The organism is Bradyrhizobium sp. NDS-1, from assembly GCF_032918005.1.
GTDB classification, from domain to species: Bacteria; Pseudomonadota; Alphaproteobacteria; order Rhizobiales; family Xanthobacteraceae; genus Bradyrhizobium; species Bradyrhizobium tunisiense.
Window position 1 is genome coordinate 2313257 of sequence record NZ_CP136628.1, and the last position, 20463, is coordinate 2333719.

Below are 20463 nucleotides of genomic sequence, written 5' to 3' on the forward strand. Positions count from 1 at the left end.
ATCGAGACAACCAAGCCGGAGTTGCACGCCGCAACTCCGCCTCGTTTCGATTTTACCTCCGAAACTGCGCCGTGGTGGTGGTGGAAGGCGCGACCGGTACTTCTATGCACATGGAGCCACCACCATGCTTGCGCTTGGGCTTGTTCTCAACACACTCGGCATTGGCTTATTCTGCTGGGCGATCTTTGCGCTCGCGGTGTACGCTTTGCCGTTTTTCGTCGCACTCAGCGTCGGAATGCTGGCATTTCATGACGGTGCCGGGGTCGTCGGCGCGCTGCTTATCGGATTGGCCTCCGGCGCACTGGCGCTTGCTGTCGGTCAGGTCGCCGTCGCGGTTAGTCGGGTCCGGACCTTGCGCGTCGCGATCGCAACCGCGTTCGCGGTCCCTGCGGCAATCGCTGGCTATCATGTGGTGTTTGCCCTCTCGCAGATCGGGGTGCCTTCGCTGGCTTGGCGCGAGGCCTTCGCTTGCGGAGGTGCGGTTTGCATCGGCGGCACGGCGTGGACGCGCTTGACCGTTTTCGCGGAGACCCGCCCGTCGGAGTCGGTCGGGGTGGCGGAGAATGCGCCTCAACCAGTTCTCACAGCCGCCACGCAAGAGTGATGAGGCATCGTCGCCATCATCGGTCGAAGGTCGCACAGGGCGCCACGTTGAACGAGGGGTCGTCGAGCTTGAGTGAGAAGTAACAGAGCTTCTCCTCGGAGCGCTTTAAGCAAGCCTACCAATCTATGTCTGGCCCACATGGCTGCGGTGGAGCGGCACGCCGCGCTCGATCATTCCTTCCGGGACCGATACCGCCCTTTGCGGCAGATTGTTTCTCTTTCTGCGCCGAACCGTACCGACCTCTTGTTCAGCGCAACCGAGATTCGCCAGACTTCTCCTCAAGATTGCGGTTCAGCACGCAGACCACGTGGCCTCTTTGATGGCTTGATCTGGCCGAAGACCGGCTGCGCCTCGATCGTCTGAGCCGCAACGCCGTTGATGCGACTTTCTTCCCCTGGGCTTCGCCCATTCCTCGCGAGACAAGAAAGTCGCCACAACGACGTCCTCCGCTGCGCTCCGGCCCGCGAGCGGGTGCGCCGCCGATCGTCTTCGGCCTCTAGATCGCCATCGAGGCCGCGGTGGTCGCGGGCTCGAAACACAACAGGAGAAGTGACATGGCTAACATCGGTTCTTTCAAGAAAGTCGGCAACGATTTCCAGGGCGAGATCATCACCCTGAGCTTGCAGGCCAAGGGCGTCCGCATCGTCGCTGAGGCCAATCGCTCCAACGAGAACGCGCCCAGCCACCGCATCTACGTGGGTAGGGCGGAGATCGGGGCGGCCTGGTCGAAGCGCTCCGACGAGGGCCGTGATTACCTCTCGCTCAAGCTCGACGATCCGTCCTTCAACGCTCCGATCTACGCGAACCTGTTCGATGACGAAGGCGGCGAGGGCTACACCCTGCTCTGGTCGCGGCCGCGCAAGAACGGGGAGTGAGGCTCGCTCTAACCCCCGCCCGAGTTGATCGGGCGGGGTCCCTTTGGAACCTAAAGCCGCAATCATCAATGGCGCAGTCGATTTTTTATGATTTTCGCATTTTAGAGCGCGCGGTGCCGCTACCGATCTGCGTGGCCATAAAGTCGCTCTTGCAGCAGTGCTATTTCTTCTTGGAACGTGGGCTTCGCTGGCTTGCGGCCGTTAGGCAAAGTCTTGGATGTCGTCGCTCCTCTGCATGGCTGAACATCGACTTCAGATAAAAGAACACCCAGCGTCTCGGCCAGCCGGTCGAGAAGATCAATGTCGGGTTCCCAGATTGCCTCTCAAGGCCACCCATATATGAGCGGTCAAGCCGGCATCGTACGCAAGTTGCTCTTGCTGCATCGGAGCCTTGCCGAGCCGGGTGCGGAGCGCGTCTGCCTCACATGTCGACGCCGCGGCGCTATCGCTTGCTGACCTTGCATTGGACAGCCGACAGGCACCCACGATTGGTATGCTGTAGTACGCAGTCAGGGACTGCAACGCCACCTTTGGCTCAAAGAAGCGCCGCAGCTAGGGAAGGATTCTGTTCCGTGGAACTGGCGCTCGATGCAGACTTTGAAGTCCGTGCCAATACCTCTCTTGTTTCCGCTTCGCCTCTTTGGCTTAAGAGGAGGCTGAGGCAGCACGTTCTGTATCGGACCGAACACGTGGCGCGCTAACCATAGACGGTCGGGACCCTTCGGAAGCAGGTGGATCGCTATCGCGTGAAACCCATCGAAGAAGGCACCCGGATGCAGGATTTAAGCGTGAACATGCGGCTCATTGCATTAATCAACATTACAATATTGTTACGGTCAGCCCAGAGCAATCACATGCTCTCGGAGAGAGCATGTTCGGCGACCGTTACCTCGGCGAAGCTCGCAGCTTCGATCCTCTTTGGGAGCTTTTTCCAGTAGTGCAACAGCGCGCAGATTGGTTCTAAGCGAGATGGCAGGGGCTTTGTACGAAACGCACCCATCTGAAGCCGAGACGCCACACTCACGTGCGAAACAAGATTGTCCGTTCGCTACGTGCCGTGTTTGTCGAAGCAAAGGCTCCCAAATTTGCCATGCCTCTGCGCGAGGTGGGCACGAACACTCGGCAGGGAGTGAGCTGGCCAAGTCAGCCTGCCGGCGTGGCGTGAACTACGAGAAAAGTTCATGTGAGCGGCGCTGCCGGCGGGCTGAACGAGTAAAGGGTTGGAGTTCTTTGTGAATTGGCAGCGGCCGGGTTGATCGCTACAGGCGGGGCACAGGCCGATCTTCCAAGGCGAAAGCAGTTGAGTGCGTGAAGCTATCGATCCGACGGGATCGAGAGCCTCGTCTGGTGCTTGTAGTATGATTCTTCGGAAAATCGGTGAAAACTTTGCGCTAACGCGGTCCTGCAGGTCCGGATCATGCTCTGCTTTCGCGGGAGCGGTGGGATGAGTATTTTCGACCAAGAAAGCGTACTGAGCGTCCATCACTGGACCGACAATCTCTTCAGCTTCACCACGACGCGGAATCCGTCGTTCTGCTTCCGCAGCGGCGAATTCACCAGGATTGGCTTCAAGATCGACGAGAACCCGCTGCTGCGTGCCCGCAGCCTCGCCAGCGCCCATTACGAGGACCGGCTGGAATTTTTCTCGATTAAAGTGCCGGATGCTCCCTTAACCTCGCGTCTGCAGCATCTGAAGGAGGGTGACGAGATCATCGTCAGCCGCGAGGCGACGGGGACGCTGGTCATCGATAACCTGGAGGACGGGCGCAATCTCTATCTGATCAGCACCGGCACCGGGCTTGCGCCGTTCCTGAGCGTGATCAAGGATCCCGAGACCTATCTACGATTCGAGAATGTCGTACTGCTGCATGGCTGCCGCCGCGTTGCCGAGCTCGCCTATGGCGAGATGATCGCGGAAAAACTGCCGAGCGACGAGCTGGTCGGCGACTTCGTGCGCTACCAGCTGATCTATTATCCGACCGTGACGCGCGACAGCTTCTGCAACCGCGGCCGGATCACCGACCTGATCGAGTCAGGCAAGCTGTTTACCGAAATCGAGCTGCCGGAACTGGAGCCGCAGCATGACCGCGTCATGATCTGTGGTAGCCCCGCGCTGGTGCGCGATGCCCGCGAGCTATTGGCAGCGAAGGGCTTTGTCGAAGGCGATCGCGGCGCGCCGGCGCAATTCGTGTTTGAAAAGGAGTTCGCTGAACGCAATACTTTGAGCTCTTCTCGGAAAAGGGGTCTACATGAACCATGACGGTAAGTAAGAATCGCCATGAAGCCGCTGCAATAACAGACGAACGGCGCGAGCTGGAGCGCTGCAAGCAAGAGATCCTCCGTCTCTCACAACTGTTTATATTTCTCAAACGGCAGCTTGTGCAGCTTTCTGAAATCGTCTTACGCAATGTCGTAAAGAGCGCCGAGGGCGGAAAATCGGAGCGTTCCTGAGTCTCTGAGCGACGCCGAAGTAGCGCGGTGTTTCCCAGCAGCGTGGCTCCTTGGCTTTGGGCGGCGGGAGCAGCCCCGCCCTTGTGCTCCATGGGGGAGGGGCCCTCAAATTTTCAGTCGGAAGCGCGGTTATGGCACGACAATCAGGATGAGAGCGCGTCTTACCCTGATCGCCACCGCTCAGCCCGAACTGCTCGGGCGGGGCTCGCTCTTGGAGAAAAGCCGACTGAGCAAAGCTGCAGCTGGACCGGCTTGGTCGAATTGATTATTTCACTCCTTTAAGACAACACTTGCATGGCGCTTGTCGCGTGGCTTGAACTCGCCCAATGCTATTGCTTCTTGGAACGTGGACGCGCTGACTTGCGACCCTTAGGCAACGTCTTGGGTGTCGCCGCTCCCTTGGGTGGCTGAACAAAGAACTCAGATAAATGAACACCCAGCGTTTCGGCGAGCCGGTCGAGAAGATCAATTGTCGGATTCTCAGATTGCCGCTCAAGGCCGCTCATATATGAGCGGTCAATCCCGGCATCGTAGGCCAGTTGCTCTTGCGGAATGCCGCGATCCACGCGAATCCGGCGCACATTCCAGGCCACGAGCGCACGAGCTTTCATGCGCTCAAACAGCCATTAGGCAGACCATCAAACCACTGGCTATAACCGAACTATTTTGGTAAGTTTCGCTTACAATACAGATTAGCGAAGTGCGCGCATAAGCCTACATGACGAAGCCACCGTTAGATCCCAATGTCGCGGATGTCGCGCCGCATGAGCCGGTGTTGACGACCTATGACGAGCAGCATCTCGTGACGTATTGGCGACTTCTTGATGCCGAAGCCGATGGCGCGGATTGGAAAGAAGTGACCCGGATCGTGTTGCACATCGATCCGGATCGCGAAGCGGCGCGCGCCCGCAATGCGTTTGATAGTCATCTGGCCCGCGCAAAATGGATGGCAGACCACGGCTACCGCGAGTTGCTTCGCGCCGGCGCGCCTAAATAGCAAAATCTCTCATAGTGAGTTCGCACTCGAGAAGAGATTTCTCCGCTGACGCGTGATCGCCTGCAGGCATCACGCAATGCATAATTGGCGACTTCCGCAACAATCCCAAGCTTCATAGACATTGCGCCGCAATCGACTTAAAGCAGGGGATCACAGCAATGTCCGAGTTCGACTGGCGCTCACCGGAGGCGTATCAGCACGCTATCAAGTCTGGCGAGATGCCGGATTTCGCCTGGGAGTCACTGCGGCGCAGCCCTAACTATCGAGCTTCCTACCGTCAAAATCGATTGCAGATGACTCCCGAATTCCGAAGGAGATGGGGCGTCTGCTTTCGCTCATGACCCGCAGGGGTCCTTTCACCAACAGACTGTCTTCTGGGCACCCGAGGCGTTGCCGATGGTGGTGCCGCTCGTTCGGAGCACGCCCGGCTCAAAAGTGGTCGGCGCGAGGCTACGGCTTGCCGACCTTTCACCGGGCACCATCAGACAGGCATCTGACGGCTGGCATGCCGTATTGCGCATCCAAGGGGCACAACACCATCTCTGGCTAAAAGAGGCGCCGCAGTTTGGTGTCTCTTATGCGGCCGAACTGCCGCTCGATGCGGACTTCGAGATCCGCGCCCATGCCTCACACCGGCTCTGGCGCGCAATCAACGGCCGCCGGCCGGGACCTCCCCTTCTTCAGCTTTCGGCGCAGCGGCGCGAACGACTGGTCTTGGTGCTGCGAGCGCTCGATGGACGCATGGATGGTGCTTCCTATCGCGTCATAGCCGAGGTGCTGTTCGGCCGAAAACGCATCCCTGAGCGCGCCTGGAAAACCCACGAATTGCGCAGCCGGACCATCCGCCTGGTGCAGGCTGGCTTGGCTCTGATGCGCGGCGGCTATCGCGCATTGCTACGTCCTTCGTCTCGCAAGGAGTAGAGCAGGGGTGCCGAAAATCACCGCTCGATCTTCGGCATCCCCCTAGGCACGCTGACTGCGCCATCGTGACCGTCGACGCGCGGGCCGAGCCGGCCGCGCTCCAGACGACCACGGAGCCTCGCAAATGCCCGATCCGAACGCCGGCCTGCCGCCGCGATACCTGCGCACGCCCGAAGCGGCGCGCTTTCTCGGACTCTCAGGCCGAACCCTGGAAAAGCACCGCACGTATGGGACAGGCCCGACCTACCGTAAGCTCGGCGGTCGCGTTGTGTATGCGCTCGAGGACCTGAAGGCGTGGGTTGACCGCGGCGCCAAAACGTCCACCAGCGATCCCGGCACAGGCACGGTCCTGCCTGCGAAACGGCACCCACCCATCCCGTATGCCGGCAAGGAGCGGCGCTGACCCATGCCGGACAGCAACTCCACTCCAAGCAGGAGACGGCGATCAGAGCGCGACCAACTCGATCTGTTTCGCGCCCTCCCCGGCGATCTGGCGCCACGGGACGCGCAAGACCTGATGGCGTATCCGTTCTTTTCGCTCGCAAAATCGAAGCGCAATGTTCCCATCGATTTCCGCGCAGGCACCATCACCATTCGTGTCGAAGCCGTTCCGGAACATGGCATGGCGACGATCTGGGACGCGGACGTTCTGATCTGGGCTGCCTCGCAGATCCTCGAAGCCCGTGATGCCGGCCTGAAAACGTCCCGGTTGATGGCAGCGACCCCTTACGAGATCCTGACCTTCGTCGGCCGCGGCACCAGCGTGCGCGACTACGACCGCCTGAAGGCTGCGCTCGACCGGCTGCAATCGACCACTGTTATGACATCGATCCGCCAGCCGAGCGAACGCCGGCGGCATCGGTTCTCCTGGATCAACGAATGGAAAGAGACAGCCGATCCGCACGGGCATGCCCGTGGAATCGAGCTGATCCTGCCCGATTGGTTCTACACGGGCGTTCTCGATGAAGCGCTCGTGCTGACGATTGACCGGGCCTATTTCGATCTGACCGGTGGATTGGAGCGCTGGCTCTATCGCCTCGTTCGCAAGCACGGCGGCCGTCAGAATGGCGGCTGGAGCTTCGATCTTGTGCACTTGCATGCGAAGTCCGGGAGCCTGTCGCCGTTCAAACACTTTGCCTACGACCTGCGTCAGATCGTCCTTCGTCAGACATTGCCAGGCTATCGACTCATCATCACGCGTCATCCGAATGGCGCAGAGCGATTGAATTTCGCACCAGTCCCAATCGGCCCGTTGAGCAAGCGACTGCGCAATCGTGGCCTCGTCCTTCCTGCTGGGGATAAGCTGTGAATGTGCTCGTGCTATCGGGGACCAGAACCCTCGTGCCATCGGGGACGCGATGCTCGTGCTATCGAGGACCGGAATCAGAGCTAAGGTTCTGCGGCGCCAAGACTTCCTGCTCCCGTAACTTTACTAACATACTGACACTAACTTCTTGTTGTGAATCAGTACGTTGTGAACAAGTCGGCGGCGCGTGCAGCGAGGATGCCTCATGCGCTTACGCTGTCACGCGCAAGACCTTCCTGCAATGCGAATCCGTTCTCCAAGATCCGCGCGTGTGCGCGATCGCGCGCAAAATCACGCAATCACCAGCATCGGCAGCACCGCATCACGCTCGTCGCTTTCCCTTGCGGGAGCTCGCTCGTCGAGGAGAACTCTCTAACGTTCGTGGTTGGCCCGACGGCCACCACAGGCCGGAATCTGGTGAATGGGCGGTCAGGCTAGCCAGCCCCCGGCTTGACGGCTTCAAAGGTGTGCATCTTGCCGCCGGCAAGAAAAGTTGCGATCTCACCCACATCCCCGTCCCCTCGGGAGACGCCGCTCCGCCGTGGCGGAAGGAGAAGGCGCGTGTGGAAGCGGCACGGTCGCGGAGGCCCTTAACCCCCCGCAGCGACCCGGCCGCACTTGCCGCCGGCGCCAAACCGGAACGTGGTGCCATCGATCCAGATCCTATGCAGCAGCACGGCGAGCGCGCGCGCCACTGCGGTCGCCGCGCGCTTCAGATCCTTCTTCCTGGCCAGCCGCAGGCCCCACAAGCGAAGTTTGAAGTCTTTCGGGATGCGGGTGAGGAGCGCGATCGCCGCCTCGTACAGCAACGCTCGCGTCAGCTCATCACCGCATTTGGAGATGCTGCCAATCCAGCCGGTCTGGCCGGATTGATAGCGCCGCGGCGTCAGCCCGAAACGGGCGCCGACATTGGTCGACTTCTTGAATCGCGCCGGATCATCGACGGCGGCGCGAAAAGACAGCGCCACGCGGTGCAGTTTTGCCAACTGCTGCCGCTTGGCGCTGCGGGCGTCCAACAGCGGCGCGACGATCGCCTTCAATTCCTTCTTCCCGGCCAAGAGATCGCACACCCGCGCATCAAAACGGCCGACCGAGATCTCGCCGACCTTGAGTCCGAATGGTCGCAACAGGCCGCGGATCATGTTCTCCATGTCCAGCACTTTGCCGAGCATCGCTTTGCGCGTGACCAGCAGTCCCCACAACGTCTGTGCGCTCTCCGAGTTGACACGAACCCCGCGGAACCAGCCAGTGCGCATCATCTGCGCAATGCCTTTGGCGTCGTTGCGGGCGGTCTTGTTCAGCATCGCGTTCAGCGCCGCCTTGGCGTGCCGGGTCTCGATGCAGATCATCGGGAGCCCCTTTTCGGCAGGCGCCGTGAACAGCCGGGCGCTGAACGAGGACGCTTCCAGGCCGACGCGCTTGAGAATCTCCCATTTCGCCTACAACAGTGCGATCGCGTCCGGATCGGTGTCCAGCTTCGCCTCTCAGGCGACATTGCCGTCGCCGTCGACCACACAAATGTTCGTCGCCTCCAGCGACAGGTTCAGCTCTGCATAGAAGTCGATCATGCGCCTCGGTTGCCGACTGCCGGAACGCACTATGCGCTCCGTTCGCGAATCGTCGCGAGGCATCATCGTCGCAATGCGACCGGCGATGGGGCACCGGTCAGTACCCCGGCAAACCTGGAATCCTTCGGACTCCTTCTGACGAATTGGAGCACTCGGCTGCGATCCTTGACAGCAGCAGGAGCGCTACAAGGCTTAGACAAGCCGATCATCGGCGCTTCATCACAACCGTTCTGCCGAAACCAAGGCTCTGACGTCGATGCGCTAGCGACAGCGCACCCGTTGGCATGTCAAAAATTCCTCAAAACTATGGAGCGGCCAGGTGAGCGACCTCACAACTGTTGAACTCTTGTGGCTCGAGAAGCGGATCGAGAACCGAATCCGGTTCGGCAAGCCTGTATCGGAGAAGATCATTGACCAGCACCGGCGCATTCTCTCGTTTGTGCCCGGCAGCATCTTTGCGTTCGTGCGCTGGACGTCCAATGACTTCGGAACCATCCTGTCTCGCATCGACATTCTCCGCGCGATCACGCCGGGACAGCGGTATTCGACCGTGCCTTGGGTCAGCCCCGGCGGCGAAAGCCTGCTGCGACTGGCTGGCTGGCGAAAGGTCGAGCGCGTTCTCCAGTTGATCGACGCCGTGGAGTCACTCGGCATCGATCCAGCCGATGCAGCCCCCGAGTATTGGCATCACGTCCACAACCGTCTTTCCGTCAACGAAACGCCACGACCTTATACGCGTGCGCGCCACCAGGCGTGGCTCCGCCGGCGCAGGATGGTGTTCTGATGGGACGGCTAAGGATCATCCTTGCGATATGTGGGTCAACAACGCTCGCGCTTTGGCCGGTCACCGACACCTCACCATCGTACATCTGGAACGCTTCCGAAAGTGTGCCGATCGGCCTCTACCGTTTGCAAGGGACCGCACGATTGCACATCACTGAGCTCGTGGCCGTTCGGCCACCAGAGCCGCTTGCGAGCTTCCTCGACTTCAACGGCTATTTGCCGAGCGGTCTTCCGATGCTCAAGCGCGTGCTGGCGTTGCCCGGACAAACCGTCTGCAGAACGGGACTCACAATCGTCGTCGACGGCATCGAAATGGGTCAGGCACGCGAGCGCGACCGCCGTGGCAGGCCGTTGCCGGCCTGGCAGGGCTGCCGGGTCGTCGCTGAGGACGAGGTCTTTCTCATGAACTGGCAGTCGGCGGTGTCCTTTGACGGCAGATATTTCGGACCACTCCCGAGATCGGCCGTCATAGGGCAAGCGGTACCGGTGTGGAGCAGGGAGGACTGACAAATGGCGGCATTCCTCCAATGGCTTGCGCTCTCTCTAGTCGGCCGATCGCACCGTCATTTCTCCATTCCGGCCGAATTGTCAGCAATCGGCGCGCGTCGCGGCCGTCTCGCGCCGTCTCAGTGCCGGCCGGGAAGAGCTCTGTCCTTGGCGGCTGTCCGCACATTGCTATCTCGAGCCGCTGCAGGTTTTTTGGGAATTCTGCTGACGTTCGGAGCGCCATCGGCCTGCAGAGCGGAGGTTGGATCGCGCGCACAAGCTGCGCGCTCCTCAAACCTGCTTCCGGGCCTTGCACACGCCGCGTTCGTGACCGAAGCCTCGCATCGGTTCGCGGTCCCGGAGCGTTGGATCCGTGCTGTCATGCAGGCTGAAAGCGCCGGTAATGCGCACTCCATATCACCTCGCGGAGCGCTCGGGTTGATGCAAATTATGCCCGCGACCTGGGTCGAGCTTAGCGTTCGTTACGATCTCGGTATCGATCCGTTTGATCCTCACGACAATATTATGGCTGGGGCAGCATACCTTCGCGAGATGCTCGATCGTTTCGGATCGGCAGGGTTTCTCGCAGCCTACAATGCTGGACCAAAACGGTACGAGGATCACCTGGCCACCGGTCGAGCGCTTCCGGATGAAACACAGATCTACATCGCTAAACTCGCACCATTGATCGGTATTGAGCGGCGCAACAGCGATGGTTTGTCTGCCAGACGCTTCGCCGCGTGGCAGCAGGCTCCACTTGTTGTTGTGCGGTCCAAGAGCTTATCGGCTGACACCAACTCGGCATCCGGTGTCCGCACAATGAATTCGTCGAAAGCAGCGCCTAGGGCGGGTGCAACTGCACTCGTCCCTCGCGCGACGGGCCTGTTTGTGCGGCGATCAGACGAGGTGCAGGCCCGATGATCGCAATCGCATTTCGTCGCATGATGTCGAAGCCAGTCGCAACGTTGAGAGTGGTCGGCAGAGAGCCGGGTGTGAGCGACCGGGGAGGGCAGGATAAAAGCCGCAAGGTGCGGCCGGTCGGTTGTGGGCGATATTGCTCAGATTTCAATGATCCGGAAAACATTGCGAATGGGCGACGCAACTTGCGATTTGCGGCAACTCCCCGTTGTCGCTCGGTTTTCGACACGTTCCGGCGGGCAAGGTGACTGGTAACGACGATTTCCGCATCCGCCCAGGCCGCATCCGTTCGACGCGCGCGCCTCGGACGAAGCCGTTCTTGGCGCAGGCGCTCAAGGCTGCTCAGAAGGCCGGCGGTCTGTCGCGGGGTAGCCGCAGCCGTGGCAGCAAGTTTGGGCGCGGTCGCGCGGCGAGCCTTGCCGCGACGCGGCTCCTCAACAACCGTGCGCGATCCGCCATGGTCAAGGCGCGGGTCGTGCGCCGGATGCGTTCGCCGGGCGCGCTGCGCGCGCATATCGGTTATCTCCAGCGCGACGGGGTCGCCCGCGATGGGACACCGGGCAAGCTCTTTGACGCAGCGGGCGATGACGCCGATGGCCGCGCGTTCGCCGAGCGCTGCGAGGGCGACCGGCATCACTTCCGGTTCATCGTCTCGCCCGACGATGCGGGCGAGCTCGCGAATTTGCGCAGCTTCACGCGTGAGCTCATGGATCAGGCCTCTCGCGACCTCGGTACTGGCCTTGATTGGGTTGCGGTCGATCATTGGAACACCGAGCATCCGCACATCCATATTCTCGTGCGCGGCCGGGCCGATGATGGAGAAGACCTCGTGATCAGCCGCGACTATATCGCAACCGGCTTGCGCGCCCGCGCTGGCGATCTCGTCACGCGCGAGCTTGGCCCGCGATCGGAGCTCGAGATCCGCCAAGTCCTTGAAGCGGAGGTGACGGCCGAACGCTGGACCAGGCTTGACCGGGCGCTGGCTCGGGAAGCTGGCGCGGCGGACGGAGTGATTGATTTAAGGCCAGACCGGGATGCCGGGGGCGACCCGTTACGGGAGATTCGGATCGGGCGGTTGCGGACACTTGAGCGGCTCGGCTTGGCGGAGCCTGCGGGGCCTGCACGCTGGGTACTCCCCGGGGACGTGGAACCGCATTTGCGTAACCTGGGCGAGCGCGGCGATATCATCAAGCGGCTTCACAAGAGCCTTGCGAAAGACGGCGCCCCGCGCGCACCATCATCCTGGGCGCTTGAAGCCGAACGCCACGGCGAGCCGATTGTCGGCCGTCTCCTCGCACGCGGCCACGATGACGAGCTGAAGGGCACAGCGTTTGCCATCGTCGACGGTGTCGACGGTCGCGTGCATCACCTGAAGCTTTCGGAGATCGAGGCGGCCGGCGATGGGCCGATCGGTGGGATTGTGGAGCTCCGGCGGTTCGAGGACGCGCGTGGCCGAACACGGATCGCGCTCGCGGTACGCTCCGAACTCGCCATTAACCAGCAGGTCGCAGCGGAAGGCGCGACGTGGCTCGACCGGCAGCTTGTGGCGCGGCAATCTGCCGATTTCTCGCGCGCTGGTTTTGGTGCCGAGGTGCGGCATGCGCTTGATCGGCGCATCGACGTGTTGGCAGGACAGGGGCTAGCACGCCGGGCGGGAGACAAGGTGACGCTCGGCCGCAACTTGATCGAGACACTCCGCCGCCGTGAACTCGAGGGGGTAGGCCGGCGTTTGGCCTCCGAGACGGGGCTAACGCACTTGCCTGCGGAGGCTGGCGAATCTGTTTCGGGAATCTATCGCCGGAGGTTATCGCTTGCGTCGGGCCGCTTTGCCATGATCGACAACGGCCTCGGCTTTCAGCTCGTGCCCTGGGTACCCAAGCTAGAGCACGAACTAGGTCGCCAGGTGAACGGTATTGCTGGTCCCGGAGGGGTGGACTGGAGCTTTGGTCGGAAGCGCGGACTTTCAATTTGATTCGTCGATCTCTGCGGGGATCCGTGATCTGGCGGCCAATCGCTCAGTTTAACATCGCTTTGAAGCGCTCGACGGTACCACTGCGAGCACCAAGCTCCTCCAGGCGCGCTCTGCCGGCGTCGGTCACGCGGAAGACCTCGACCTGCCCACCACAAGCCGGATCTCTCATCTTGCCCTTGAGCACGACCCAGCCTTTCCTCAGCGCGCGCTCCTTGGCAGCAAGACGATTCAGATTTTTGTCCGGAACCGGGTTTGACACCTCGTCTCCGCTCGACGCGGCCAAAAACAACAGATCGGCCATTGCATCGTTCATTCCTTTTCTCTCCGTGCTGCAAGACATGCGCTTTGGGTTCGGTGGTCGCCTTCACGAGTCCCGTTTCATATGCGATCGTCGAAGCAAGATGCGGGCCATTTTTGGAACTCCTGCTGCGGCACAAGGCACGCAGCAGGAACGTCGGCTGGAGCCGCTGCTTCTCCTCCGCCAGAGTGAGAGCCGTCGTCGCATCCAGCGAGGACACCAAGATCGACAAGCGATCGTGTGGCGATCGCCAGCTTAGGCAAGAGCGGCCTCTCACTTTGACACGCTAGTTCTGTGGCGCTGTGTGCGCGCCACCGCGACCCGAGGCCACGATCAACGGGCCATCTCGGCGTTCGTCCCGGCCGAGGCCGCCGGTGCCAATGCACAACCCGATAGCCCTGGCCATGCAGGTAACGCAGGAAGCCCCGTATCATCGCGGCGGTCCAGGCCTGGGCATCGTGCAACAGAATGACGCTCTTGCAGACTCTAGCGGCTCGATCACGTTTCTCAGCTCCTGGTCTGGACTTGTTTCTCCCAGTCGCTCGCCCAGAGGTCAGCTCCGAACAGGTTTCACCCCGACCCGCCGAACGCTACAGTTTTATGCGCGGGACTGCGATATCCCGGCGCTGTGGTTGCGCTCAGCTCATGGATGCCGTCCAGATCTCCACCATGTCCGCGACAAAGATCATTTGGCATCAGGTCATCCTGGTCTGTCTGGTCGTGCTCGCCTTCATGTGGGCGGCGACCGAATGGACCGCTTGGCGGCTTGCCTTCCAACCGCAGCTTGGACCCGCCTGGTTCAGTCTCGGGGGTTGGCCGATCTATCAGCCGGCTGCCTTCTTCGCCTGGTGGTTCAAATTCGATGCTTACGCGCCTGTGATCTTCCTTGAGGGCGGCGCCATCGCCGCAAGCGGAGGAATCGCGGCAATCGCGCTGGCAATGATGCTCTCGGTGTTCCGGGCCCATGAGGCGAGGGACGTCACCACCTACGGCTCAGCGCGCTGGGCCGATTCGCGCGAGGTCAGGCGCGCAGGGCTGTTGGGGCCTGATGGCGTCGTGCTCGGACGCTTTGAGGGGCGCTATCTACGGCATGACGGACCGGAGCATGTGCTCTGCTTTGCTCCGACGCGCTCGGGCAAGGGCGTGGGCCTTGTCATCCCGACTCTTCTGACCTGGCCGGCCTCCACGATCGTTCATGACATCAAGGGCGAGAACTTCCAGTTGACTGCCGGCTGGCGCGCGCGATTTGGGCCAGTGCTCTTATTCGACCCGACCGATCCGGCCAGCGCTGCCTACAACCCGCTTCTCGAGATCCGTCGTGGTGATTGCGAGGTGCGAGATGCCCAAAATATCGCCGATATCCTTGTCGACCCGGAAGGGGCACTCGAACGCCGCAACCACTGGGAAAAGACCAGCCACTCTCTCCTTGTCGGCGCAATCCTGCATGTCCTGTACGCCGAAGCTGACAAGACCCTCGCAGGCGTCGCCAATTTCCTGTCTGATCCCTCCCGCCCGATCGACGCTACGCTCAACGCCATGCTCGCAACCCCGCATCTTGGAGGTAGCGTTCATCCCGTTGTCGCTTCGGCCGCGCGCGAGCTTCTCAACAAGAGCGAGAACGAGCGCTCCGGCGTGCTCTCAACCGCGATGAGCTTCCTGGGGCTCTATCGCGATCCGGTGGTTGCCAAGATCACCGCGCGAAGCGATTGGCGCATCCGCGATCTCGTCGACGGCGCCGAGCCCGTCTCACTCTATCTCGTGGTGCCTCCATCCGACATCGTCCGCACCAAACCCTTGATGCGGCTCATCCTCAACCAGATCGGGCGGCGGTTGACCGAAAGCCTGGATCCAGACCGGTGCCGGCAAAAACTCCTTCTGATGCTCGATGAATTTGCAGCGCTCGGCCGGCTCGACTTCTTCGAGAGCCAGCTCGCGTTCATGGCAGGCTATGGCATCCGCAGCTTTCTGATCACCCAGAGCCTCAATCAGCTCGAACGCGCCTATGGGCCGAATCATGCCATCCTCGACAATTGCCACGTCCGGATCGCCTTCTCGACCAATGATGAGCGTACCGCCAAGCGCGTATCCGACGCGCTCGGAACCGCGACCGAGTTGCGCGCCATGAAGAACTATGCCGGGCACCGTTTAAGCCCCTGGCTTGGACATCTCATGGTGAGCCGTCAGGAGACCTCCCGGCCGCTGCTGACGCCGGGCGAGGTCATGCAACTTTCGCCGAAAGATGCAGTCGTGATGATTTCCGGGGTGCACCCGGTGCGCGCCACGAAAGTCCGCTACTATGAGGATCCGCAGTTCCAGCGACGTGTGTTGAAGCCGCCCCGTTTCGAACCGCGTACCTTGTCCGCAGGACCGGATGACTGGTCGGCCGGCGCTCCAATTCCGCCATCAGTCGCGCTACTGACCAGACGCAAGCGCAGGAGCGACCAGGCGAACGGTGGTTTGCGTCGCGAGCCGGAATTGCCAGAACATGAGGAGATCGAGATCAAGGCACCGCTTGGCGAGCATGAGTTCGACGCCGACCTCGATGAGGGTGATGCCGATGCCGTCCAGGCACAAGCTCTGAGCCGCTCGATGCAGGGCGTCGCGCGGACCGTCAGCCTCGACGCGGACGATGGGATGGATCTGTGAGCGGGGCAGCGTGAAAAAGATCCAGCTCAGCATCTATCTCGATCCGGAAACCTTCAAAACCCTCGAGGCCTTCGCACAACGCCGGGGTCAGCCCAAGTCCCTGGTCGCCGAGGCAGCGATTGCCGCCTTTCTTTCTCCCGATGACTCCGATCGGCGCGAGGCCGCAATCGCCAAGCGGCTGGACAGGATCGCGCGCGTGCTCGAACGCCTGGAGCGCAATGATGGCATCACGCTTGAGACCATCGCGCTCTTCATCCGTTTCTGGCTGACCTCAACGCCGGCGCTCCCCGAACATTCGACTCCCGCCGCGCGCGCCAAGGGCGCGGAACGTTACGATCGCTTTGTTGAGGCGCTCGGACGGCGGCTTGCAAGCGGATCCACCGTCCTGAAGGAGGTGAGCATCGACATGCACGCCTCTGAGAAGCCCGAGTAATCAGTACACGCGCCCCAATGCGCCCTGGCAGCTCCTGGCGATGGGGGCGGCGCTGAATCAGATAAGCAGACTGCAGGTCGGCACACGCCACGAAGCAACAAGCGATGGCCGCGAAGGCGCCCCGGGCCCGCTGCAACAGCCCGTTAGCTGCCCGCGAATGACACAGGCTTACAAATCCCGCTCTTCTTGAGACCGCCTTGTCTTTCTTTGGCTACGCCAGACTACGACGCAGGTGTCGGTGCAGTTGAAGTGACGTTCGGATTGGCCCTTGTGTCAAGTCCATCATCGCTGGGGGCGATTCAGCCGTTTCGATTCCGAAATCGACGCCGCGCGTGCCGCGATCAGCGGACAGGTCGCGGCCGCAAATTGGGAGTGAACAAGCAGTGCAAGTCGATGGAGAGCTTGGAGGCCAGCCCAACTCGATTGTGAATCAAGCCGACAGCGATGCGCAGCCGAGCCCGAACGAAGGAGCGCGAACCAAGAAGGTTACCGTTCAGCTCTCCGAGAGCATGTTTCAGCGGCTTGAAGTTGCGACCGAACGCCCGGGAGTCGGCAAGAGCATGGTCGTCGAGACGGCGCTTGAACGATTCCTGAATCCTGCACCGCCCATCGAGGGGCGCGTTCATGAGGCTCTGGACCGGATAAGTGGCCAGATGGCCAGGCTCGAGCACGAGATCGCGATCATCGCGGAGACCGTAGCCCTGCATGCGCGCTATCACCTCACCGTGACGCCGCCCATGCTGCCATCCGGGCAGCGGGAGGCGTGCCTGCTCGGACAGCAGCGTTTCAAGATATTGGCGGAGCAGGTCGAACGGCGGGTACGGCTCGGTCAACCATTGATCCGGGAGACGATCGATCGGCTGGGCAGGCGCGGTCGACCTGCCGGTGAAGCTCTTGGCGGCGCGTCACAGAGCGCGGCAGAAGAACAGCCGAGAAAGGAAGGTCTGTCCGCAGTCGCGGCGGCTGGAAACTCCGAGCCGAGCGCTGCCGCCGTGGAGGGCGGCAGCAATCCGAACTTTCGAAACCTGCCCAACTCCTTTTGTTAGGCCGGCCGCCAGAAGCGTGCGGAAGGAGCTTGGGTCGCGAATATTGCCGGTGGCACGAGTTGAGCCAGTTCCTGTGTGGCGGCTCATCGCGTGCGTGTTTCTTCCCTTCGCGGCGGGGTACTACCTTTCGTACCTGTTCCGGACCATCAATACACTCATTGCTGGCCGCCTCGCCTCTGACCTCGGGCTTGGCGCTGCCGATATCGGGCTGCTCACGTCAATCTATTTTCTGGTGGTTATGGCGGCCCAGATTCCGATCGGCATGTTGCTTGATCGCTTTGGGCCGCGCCGGGTCCAGAGCGTGCTCTTGGCTGTTGCTGCAGGGGGTGCCGCGCTCTTTGGGCTATCGACGGGATTCCTGTCGCTTCTTTTTGCTCGCGCGATTGTCGGACTTGGGAGTGCAGCAGCCCTGATGTCCGGGCTGAAAATCATCGTCCTCTGGTTTCCAAGAGAACGAATGGCCCTCATCAATGGCTATATGATCATGCTGGGCTCACTGGGGGCCGTTACCGCAACGGCTCCTGCCGAGGTGCTATTGGACTGGATCGGATGGCGGGGTCTATTCGGCGTGCTGGGCGCCGCAAGCGCGCTTGCTGCCATTTTGATCTATCTCGTGGTTCCCGAACGAACCACTGGGCCACAGAGTAGCAGGACGCCCGCCACTCTGAAAACCGTCTACTCGGATGCGCGGTTCTGGAGAATGGCGCCCTTATCGGCGACCTGCATCGGGTCCGCCTGGGCACTGCAATCCTTATGGGCGGCGCCCTGGCTTTCCGATGTGGAGCGGCTGGATCGAACGAGGCTCGTCAACGAATTGTTCGTGATGGCGGTCGCTCTGAGTCTCGGCGCTCTGGTCTTGGGCGTCCTTGCCAACTGGGTGCGCCGCCGGGCTAAGAAGAGCGAGGCTCTGTTTGGCTTGGTCGCGGCGATGTTGATTGTGGCGGAGCTTGTGCTGATCCTGCATCCGCCCTGGCCGTCACTCCTGCCATGGTGCGTGCTGTCGATGGCCGGATCAGCCACTGCTCTGACCTACGCCATCATAGCGGATTATTTCCCGCCCCAACTGGTTGCGCGCGCCAATGGCGGTCTGAATGTCCTGCAGTTTGGCTGGGCTTTCGTCGTGCAGTACGGGACGGGACTGATTCTAGAGCAATGGCCTCTGGAGGCGGGGCATTATCCTTTAACGGCCTATCAGACCGCGTTCGGTGTGAACGTTTTGCTGCAGGTGGCAGCGCTGGTCTGGTTCGCCGCCGTCCCGTGGCTCGAGCGCCGGAAACGGAAGGCTGGCGCTTCGGTCACACGTCAACCGGCGGTAGGCTGGAACTCGGTTGAGGTCGTTATTCCACCAGCCGAGCTCGCCATCCTGGTGGCGGACGATCATGCGGAGTGGTGAAGCCGGCCTGTCGCCGGGCTGATGTCCGGGGTAGGTCACGATGTTCGGCGCGTCGGAAGCGATCGTCCCGAATCTTTCTTCTTCTACGCCAGACTACGATTGACAGAGTCCCATTGTTGCTGTCGCGCAGGTTCTGCTTTTTCTAGTTGTCCTCATGTGAGGCGGCTAGACGCTAGCTGCCTCACTCAACTAGGGGGCAGTCGTGGCGATCCATTCATTTCATTCGGAAGCCGAGTTGCGCGGAGCGCGCATGCTCCGCACGGCGCTGGGCTCGGCCATCGCGGGCTTTCTGGAAGATCCGTCGATCGTTGAGGTGATGCTGAACCCCGATGGCCGGCTGTGGATCGATCGGCTGTCGAGCGGTCTTACCGATACCGGCGAGAGTCTATCACCTGCCGACGGCGAGCGAATTGTCCGGCTGGTCGCGCACTATGTGGGCGCTGAGGTTCATGCCGGCTCGCCCCGAATCTCGGCTGAGCTGCCGGAAACGGGAGAACGTTTTGAAGGTTTGTTGCCGCCGGTCGTCGCCGCGCCGGCCTTCGCGATCCGCAAACCTGCGGTCGCTGTCTTCGGCCTGGACGACTATGTCGCTGCCGGCATCATGAACTCGGCGCAGGCGAACGCGCTTCGTGATGCGGTTGCCGCGCGCAAGAACATCCTGGTCGCCGGCGGCACATCGACCGGCAAGACGACGCTGACGAACGCCCTTCTGGCGGAGGTGGCCAAAGGTTCGGATCGCGTCGTTCTCATCGAAGATACGCGGGAGCTTCAGTGCACGGCGCCGAACCTCGTGGCGCTGCGGACCAAGGACGGTGTCGTCTCGCTGTCCGAACTTGTGCGCTCGTCGCTTCGTCTGCGCCCCGATCGCATCCCGATTGGCGAGGTGCGCGGAGCCGAGGCGCTCGATCTGGTCAAAGCCTGGGGGACTGGACATCCCGGCGGAATCGGCACGATCCACGCCGGCACCGCGCTTGGCGCGCTCCGCCGGCTCGAGCAGCTCATCCAGGAGGCCGTCGTCACGGTCCCGCGCGCGCTGATCGCCGAGACCATCAACGTCATCGCCGTGCTCTCTGGCCGTGGTGCCGAACGGCATTTGAGCGAACTCGCTTCTGTCACCGGGCTTGGACCATCAGGCGACTACACCCTTTCGAAAATCGGAGATCAGTCATGAACGTACGATCATCTCTCAGGCGAGGTTTCACATCAGTTGCGGCATTCGCTTGTCTGTACCTGGTGAGTAGCCCGGCCTGGGCCGCCGGCTCGAACATGCCCTGGGAGCAGCCGCTCAACCAGATCCTGCAATCGGTTGAAGGACCCGTGGCCAAGATCATCGCGGTCATCATCATCATCGTGACCGGTCTTTCGCTCGCATTTGGCGACACCTCGGGCGGCTTCCGGCGGCTGATCCAGATCGTGTTTGGTCTGTCGATCGCATTTGCCGCCTCTAGCTTCTTCCTGTCGTTCTTCTCGTTCGGCGGCGGGGTGGTGATCTGATGGATGAGCCAGTCCCGGGCTTTGTCGCCCCTGTCCACCGTGCGCTGACCGAGCCGATCCTGATGGGCGGAGCACCGCGATCGGTTGCCATTCTCAACGGCACATTGGCTGCAGCACTCGGCCTTGGTCTGCGCTTGTGGCTGGCCGGCCTTCTGCTGGCGTTCATCGGCCACATGGCCGCGGTCTGGGCCGCAAAACGCGATCCGGAATTCGTCGAAGTCGTGCGCCGGCACGTTCGTGTTCCCGGTCACCTCGGCGCTTGAGAAAAGTCC

At 61.6% G+C, this 20463-nt stretch carries 21 protein-coding genes and 2 pseudogenes; 19 read left to right on the forward strand and 4 right to left on the reverse strand.

What is annotated here, in order from left to right; all coding sequences use genetic code 11:
- Positions 1-124 precede the first annotated feature (124 nt).
- Positions 125-604, forward strand: coding sequence for a hypothetical protein (locus RX330_RS10935; RefSeq protein WP_317242995.1), 480 nt, complete (start codon positions 125-127; stop codon positions 602-604).
- Positions 605-1158: 554 nt separating this feature from the next.
- On the forward strand, positions 1159-1479 hold the full coding sequence (locus tag RX330_RS10940; RefSeq protein ID WP_259219296.1) for a DUF736 domain-containing protein: 321 nt from the start codon (positions 1159-1161) through the stop codon (positions 1477-1479).
- Between the two features lie 119 nt (positions 1480-1598).
- Here RX330_RS10940 and RX330_RS35720 read toward each other — a convergent pair.
- Positions 1599-1863, reverse strand: a pseudogene (locus RX330_RS35720) (helix-turn-helix domain-containing protein).
- Between the two features lie 1060 nt (positions 1864-2923).
- Here RX330_RS35720 and RX330_RS10945 point away from each other — a divergent pair.
- A complete protein-coding gene (locus tag RX330_RS10945) occupies positions 2924-3739 on the forward strand; it encodes a ferredoxin--NADP reductase (protein WP_317243887.1) in 816 nt (271 codons plus the stop codon).
- 520 nt (positions 3740-4259) lie between these two features.
- Here RX330_RS10945 and RX330_RS10950 read toward each other — a convergent pair.
- Positions 4260-4541 (reverse strand): helix-turn-helix domain-containing protein, encoded by a 282-nt coding sequence (locus tag RX330_RS10950; protein WP_148778165.1) that lies wholly within the window; start codon positions 4539-4541, stop codon positions 4260-4262.
- Between the two features lie 107 nt (positions 4542-4648).
- On the opposite strand from RX330_RS10950, the gene RX330_RS10955 reads away from it, so the two are divergent.
- The 5 genes from RX330_RS10955 to RX330_RS10975 all read left to right on the forward strand — a co-directional run bounded on the left by RX330_RS10955 (position 4649) and on the right by RX330_RS10975 (position 7157).
- Positions 4649-4927, forward strand: coding sequence for a DNA -binding domain-containing protein (locus RX330_RS10955; RefSeq protein WP_317242997.1), 279 nt, complete (start codon positions 4649-4651; stop codon positions 4925-4927).
- A gap of 218 nt (positions 4928-5145) precedes the next feature.
- Positions 5146-5268: a transcriptional regulator domain-containing protein gene (locus RX330_RS10960; RefSeq protein ID WP_317243888.1), complete on the forward strand. Its 123-nt coding sequence runs from the start codon at positions 5146-5148 to the stop codon at positions 5266-5268.
- A 55-nt stretch (positions 5269-5323) separates the two neighbouring features.
- The gene (locus tag RX330_RS10965; protein ID WP_317242998.1) at positions 5324-5848 is read left to right on the forward strand and encodes a DUF2285 domain-containing protein; all 525 of its coding nucleotides are present in this window, start codon (positions 5324-5326) and stop codon (positions 5846-5848) included.
- Between the two features lie 124 nt (positions 5849-5972).
- Positions 5973-6251 (forward strand): helix-turn-helix transcriptional regulator, encoded by a 279-nt coding sequence (locus RX330_RS10970; RefSeq protein ID WP_317242999.1) that lies wholly within the window; start codon positions 5973-5975, stop codon positions 6249-6251.
- Positions 6252-6254: 3 nt separating this feature from the next.
- Positions 6255-7157, forward strand: a complete 903-nt coding sequence (locus RX330_RS10975; protein WP_317243000.1) for a replication initiator protein A — start codon at positions 6255-6257, stop codon at positions 7155-7157.
- Positions 7158-7744: 587 nt separating this feature from the next.
- On the opposite strand, the pseudogene RX330_RS10980 reads toward RX330_RS10975, so the two are convergent.
- Positions 7745-8722, reverse strand: a pseudogene (locus RX330_RS10980) (IS110 family transposase).
- Between the two features lie 319 nt (positions 8723-9041).
- Here RX330_RS10980 and RX330_RS10985 point away from each other — a divergent pair.
- The 4 genes from RX330_RS10985 to RX330_RS11000 all read left to right on the forward strand — a co-directional run bounded on the left by RX330_RS10985 (position 9042) and on the right by RX330_RS11000 (position 12881).
- Positions 9042-9506 (forward strand): DUF2840 domain-containing protein, encoded by a 465-nt coding sequence (locus tag RX330_RS10985; RefSeq protein ID WP_317243001.1) that lies wholly within the window; start codon positions 9042-9044, stop codon positions 9504-9506.
- Positions 9506-10012 (forward strand): S26 family signal peptidase, encoded by a 507-nt coding sequence (locus RX330_RS10990; protein WP_317243002.1) that lies wholly within the window; start codon positions 9506-9508, stop codon positions 10010-10012. Before RX330_RS10985 ends, RX330_RS10990 begins: the two co-directional genes overlap by 1 nt.
- Before the next feature lie 3 nt (positions 10013-10015).
- On the forward strand, positions 10016-10912 hold the full coding sequence (locus RX330_RS10995; RefSeq protein ID WP_317243003.1) for a lytic transglycosylase domain-containing protein: 897 nt from the start codon (positions 10016-10018) through the stop codon (positions 10910-10912).
- A gap of 241 nt (positions 10913-11153) precedes the next feature.
- The gene (locus RX330_RS11000) at positions 11154-12881 is read left to right on the forward strand and encodes a relaxase/mobilization nuclease domain-containing protein (protein ID WP_317243004.1); all 1728 of its coding nucleotides are present in this window, start codon (positions 11154-11156) and stop codon (positions 12879-12881) included.
- A gap of 43 nt (positions 12882-12924) precedes the next feature.
- On the opposite strand, the gene RX330_RS11005 is transcribed toward RX330_RS11000, so the two are convergent.
- A complete protein-coding gene (locus RX330_RS11005) occupies positions 12925-13194 on the reverse strand; it encodes a hypothetical protein (RefSeq protein ID WP_317243005.1) in 270 nt (89 codons plus the stop codon).
- 654 nt (positions 13195-13848) lie between these two features.
- Here RX330_RS11005 and RX330_RS11010 point away from each other — a divergent pair.
- From RX330_RS11010 to RX330_RS11040, 7 genes are all read left to right on the forward strand, one after another.
- Positions 13849-15825: a conjugal transfer protein TraG gene (locus RX330_RS11010; protein ID WP_317243889.1), complete on the forward strand. Its 1977-nt coding sequence runs from the start codon at positions 13849-13851 to the stop codon at positions 15823-15825.
- 10 nt (positions 15826-15835) lie between these two features.
- Positions 15836-16258 carry a CopG family transcriptional regulator gene (locus RX330_RS11015; protein ID WP_317243006.1) on the forward strand — a complete coding sequence of 141 codons (423 nt, stop codon included), beginning with the start codon at positions 15836-15838 and terminating at the stop codon, positions 16256-16258.
- Positions 16259-16641: 383 nt separating this feature from the next.
- Entirely contained in the window at positions 16642-17304 is a 663-nt protein-coding gene (locus RX330_RS11020; protein ID WP_317243007.1) for a hypothetical protein, read from the forward strand.
- Positions 17305-17377: 73 nt separating this feature from the next.
- Positions 17378-18697: an MFS transporter gene (locus tag RX330_RS11025; protein WP_317243008.1), complete on the forward strand. Its 1320-nt coding sequence runs from the start codon at positions 17378-17380 to the stop codon at positions 18695-18697.
- A gap of 202 nt (positions 18698-18899) precedes the next feature.
- On the forward strand, positions 18900-19868 hold the full coding sequence (gene trbB / locus RX330_RS11030; RefSeq protein ID WP_317243009.1) for a P-type conjugative transfer ATPase TrbB: 969 nt from the start codon (positions 18900-18902) through the stop codon (positions 19866-19868).
- Positions 19865-20191 carry a TrbC/VirB2 family protein gene (locus tag RX330_RS11035; RefSeq protein WP_317243010.1) on the forward strand — a complete coding sequence of 109 codons (327 nt, stop codon included), beginning with the start codon at positions 19865-19867 and terminating at the stop codon, positions 20189-20191. Before trbB ends, RX330_RS11035 begins: the two co-directional genes overlap by 4 nt.
- Positions 20191-20454, forward strand: a complete 264-nt coding sequence (locus RX330_RS11040) for a VirB3 family type IV secretion system protein (RefSeq protein WP_317243011.1) — start codon at positions 20191-20193, stop codon at positions 20452-20454. The genes RX330_RS11035 and RX330_RS11040 overlap by 1 nt, the downstream gene beginning before the upstream one ends.
- Positions 20455-20463 lie beyond the last annotated feature (9 nt).